At 27.7% G+C, this 3317-nt stretch carries 5 protein-coding genes; 4 read left to right on the top strand and 1 reads right to left on the bottom strand.

Translation table 11 applies throughout. The features are described 5' to 3' along the window. The 4 genes from ACRC28_RS14590 to ACRC28_RS14575 form a co-directional block, all read left to right on the top strand. Window positions 1-1062 (top strand): deaminase domain-containing protein (locus tag ACRC28_RS14590; protein WP_438544177.1); only part of this gene is annotated, 1062 nt, incomplete at its 5' end. Window positions 1063-1211: 149 nt separating this feature from the next. Continuing rightward, complete coding sequence (locus ACRC28_RS14585) at window positions 1212-1595, top strand: helix-turn-helix domain-containing protein (protein WP_438544176.1); 384 nt, start codon at window positions 1212-1214, stop codon at window positions 1593-1595. Continuing rightward, window positions 1583-2401 (top strand): ImmA/IrrE family metallo-endopeptidase, encoded by an 819-nt coding sequence (locus tag ACRC28_RS14580; RefSeq protein ID WP_438544175.1) that lies wholly within the window; start codon window positions 1583-1585, stop codon window positions 2399-2401. Before ACRC28_RS14585 ends, ACRC28_RS14580 begins: the two co-directional genes overlap by 13 nt. Further along, window positions 2402-2974, top strand: a complete 573-nt coding sequence (locus tag ACRC28_RS14575; protein ID WP_438544174.1) for a hypothetical protein — start codon at window positions 2402-2404, stop codon at window positions 2972-2974. Between the two features lie 65 nt (window positions 2975-3039). On the opposite strand, the gene ACRC28_RS14570 is transcribed toward ACRC28_RS14575, so the two are convergent. After that, a partial coding sequence (locus tag ACRC28_RS14570; protein ID WP_438544173.1) for a helix-turn-helix domain-containing protein occupies window positions 3040-3317 on the bottom strand: 278 nt, incomplete at its 5' end.

The raw sequence follows: 3317 nt of genomic DNA, 5'->3' as shown, positions 1-3317 counted from the left end.
AAAATTAAGAGAATTGATGTGAGTACTTTAGAAGAACTTAAGAGAGAGCTTATAAATGAAGGCTATAAGGTAGACTTTCTAAGCGATAAGGAATTAGAAGCTTTTGTTTCAAAAGAGTTTGAAGTAGAAAGTGAAGTTTTAAATAAAGTTTTAGACAAAATAAAGGATGAAGTTTCTTATAGAGCAAAAAATGTGAGAGAAATTTTAGAGTATATTATTAAAGATATAGTTTTTGAAGAGGAATTTCTTAAGCTTTCGAATATACTAGAAAAAATAGAGAAGATAGAGATAAAGAGAGAAGAGTATGAAAGAGAAGTTTATGAAATTGAAGAAGTTAGTCATATTTTAGAAGATATAGAAGAGGCGAAGAGGTATTCAGAAGATTCTTTAAGTTTAGAAGAATTTAATGAAATTGAAGGGTTAGAGAAAAGATTAGAGATGGAAAATGTTTTTACTAAGGATATTGAATTATTAAAGAAGATAATAATGAAAAAAGATAATTACATAGAAAGTTATAATAAGGAAACCAGTATAAAAACTATTGAAGTGAAAGTTGAAAAGATTAGTTTAGATTATATAAAACATAAAAAAGGTACTGTTGAGTACATGGATTATTTAAATGATAATTTTAAAAGGCTAAAAAGTGTTATAAATTTTTTAGAAAATAAAGAAGGAATAGTAAAGATAAATCAAAGTAATCTTCTTTTAGATTCTATAAATATTGCAGTAGTTGATTTTAATAACAAAAAGTTTAAGGCTATAAGTGGAAGTAAAGAGATAGATGGATATGTGAAATGGACAAAGAATGGATTTAAAGCTATGAGAGTAAATAGGTTAGGACAAGTCGGAACAGGCTATAGAAGAATATATGATAGTGAAAAAAAGATTTTAGATAATATAGACAAAGAGATAAGAGAAAAGAATTTAAAGGGTTTTGGAACTCTTAAACTATATAGCAAATGGGAGCCTTGTCCAAGTTGCTATTATGTAATAAGTCAATTTAAAGAGAAGTACCCTAAAATAGACATAGAAATAAAATATAGTAGAAAGTATGGGAGTTAGGATATAGTATTATCATTTATAAAAAGTAGCTACATATAAATATATACTACAATAGTAATGAAAAATTACAAATATAAAGAATGTGTTGCAAAAGTATCCCTAAAAGTGTAATATAATATTACGAATATTAATTAGAGGAGGTATAAATTATGATAACAAGTGAAATTATAGGTGGAAGAATTAAAGATATAAGAGAAGATAAGAAAATAAGCCAACAGTTTATGGCAACTAAACTAAAAGAGTTAGGTATATCGATGAGCAGAGAAACATTAAGCAAGATAGAGAATGGCAACAGAAGTGTATCAGCTGTCGAGTTAAAAGCAATAGGTTCAATATTAGACGTAGATGTAGATATATTGTTGCAAGATAATGAGGATGACAATTTAGTTACTTTATTTAGAAAAAGAAATGTAAATGAAGAAACTGTGAAGAGAGTAGAACAATTACAAGATATGATTATGAGTTTTATGAATCAAAAGAACATTATAGAAACAATACCAAGTACTAATGTAGAACCTTTATGGAGGGATTAAAATATATGTGTTTAACTAAAAAGGATTTGAAACTGCCAGAAGAAGGTTTAAGGATAAAAATAAAGCAATTAGCAGACGAGGTAAGATATAGATTCTCAAAGAAGGGCATTGTAGATATATTTGATATTTTAGATGATGTAGCATTTTTCATTAGAAAGCCATTAGATATATACGATATATCAGGCTTTGCAACTTACTTTAATGAAGAGTTTGTTGTGTTTTTAAATAGTAGTTTTACATTGGGGCATGAAAGGTTCACAGGAGCTCATGAACTTTATCATATACTTTACAATGACAACCTATTAAAGAAAGATAAACTTCTAATAAATGATTCTGTTTATGTAGACGAAGAGAAAAAAGCAAACGTATTTGCAGCAGAATTTTTAATGCCAGAAGACTATGTTAAAGAGTTGTTTTACAAGCTTGTTAATGTTGAGAAAGATAAAGTAGAAGTAAGACATATAGTTAGACTGAATAGTACTTTAAAAGTAAGTTATAAATCTATGGTAAAAAGATTGGTGCAGTTAGATTTATGCGATATAGGACTGTATGAAGATTTAAAAGAGTATGGAGCATTAAATAGGAAAGAAGAATTAAGAGAAATAACTAAGATAGAAGGTTACGACATATCATTAATAGTACCAGCAAAGGTATCATATGTATCAAAAGAATATCTAGAAATAGCAAAACAAAATTATGAAAAAGGCAAAATATCTTATGGGAAAATAACCCAGCTTCTTGAGTTTATAAATGAAACACCAAAGCATTACGGTTATGATGAACCGGAAGATGATGAAATAGTATAGATGCAAAAGTACACAGCAGCTATATCAGACACAGATATTCTCATTAATTTAGCTAAGGTAGATAGATTAGATATACTTAGCTTGCTATTTTCAAAGATAATAATACCTTACTTTGTATATGACTATGAATTGAGAAAGAAAACAGGAGTATACTTTTCTAAAATTGAAGCAGAAATAAATAAGAAAAATAGCATATTTGAAATACTAAATAGAGAAGATGATTCGGTAGTAAATAAATTAGCTATTCCAGTAATAAAAAAGAAGAAAGACTCTATAGGACCAGGGGAAAGTGAGTGTGCAGGATATGCAACAGCATTAAGAATACCTATAATAATCTCTGATAATCATACAGAATTTGCTTGGTTAGAAGAGTACATAACATTAACCCATAATAATATAATAAGTTTGTGTATATATTTTAAGTTACTGAGTGCACCAGAAGGTGAAGAGATATTTAATGATATAAATAGTTTATTATCTAGACCTACTAGATTGACATTCGACTTGGTATATACAAGGTCTTTTAAACGTTTTAGTAATAGCGGATGGGATGAGTATTTGGGAATTAAATAGGTATGTATAATATTTAATAAAAAGAATTAGGAAAAAGTATATAGAGAGAAGAGTGTTTGAGATTATCAAGCACTTTTCTCTTTTCTAAAGGTTAAAGGGGTTTTGCCACAAAGCTTTTTAAACATTTTAATAAAGTTAGAACTATAGCTGTATCCAATCTTTTTAGAAATTTCATCAATGGAAAGTTCTGTAGTTACTAAAAGGTTTTTGGCTAATGAAATTTTTAGTGAAGTGGAGTATTCACTTATAGACATATGATATTTTTTAGAAAATCCTGCTTTAAGCTTTTGTTCATTTAAGAAGACCATATTACTTAGGGTAGATATGGTAGGGGGATTTTGAA

This window comes from Clostridium sp., assembly GCF_051650885.1.
GTDB lineage: Bacteria > Bacillota > Clostridia > Clostridiales > Clostridiaceae > Clostridium.
This window is presented reverse-complemented; position numbering and strand designations above follow the sequence as displayed.

Excerpts from the sequence above, each read along its gene's own strand:
- ACRC28_RS14580 (WP_438544175.1), top strand. The coding sequence starts at position 1,583 with ATGGAGGGATTAAAATATATGTGTTTAACTAAAAAGGATTTGAAACTG.
- ACRC28_RS14585 (WP_438544176.1), top strand. The coding sequence starts at position 1,212 with ATGATAACAAGTGAAATTATAGGTGGAAGAATTAAAGATATAAGAGAA.
- ACRC28_RS14575 (WP_438544174.1), top strand. The coding sequence starts at position 2,402 with ATGCAAAAGTACACAGCAGCTATATCAGACACAGATATTCTCATTAAT.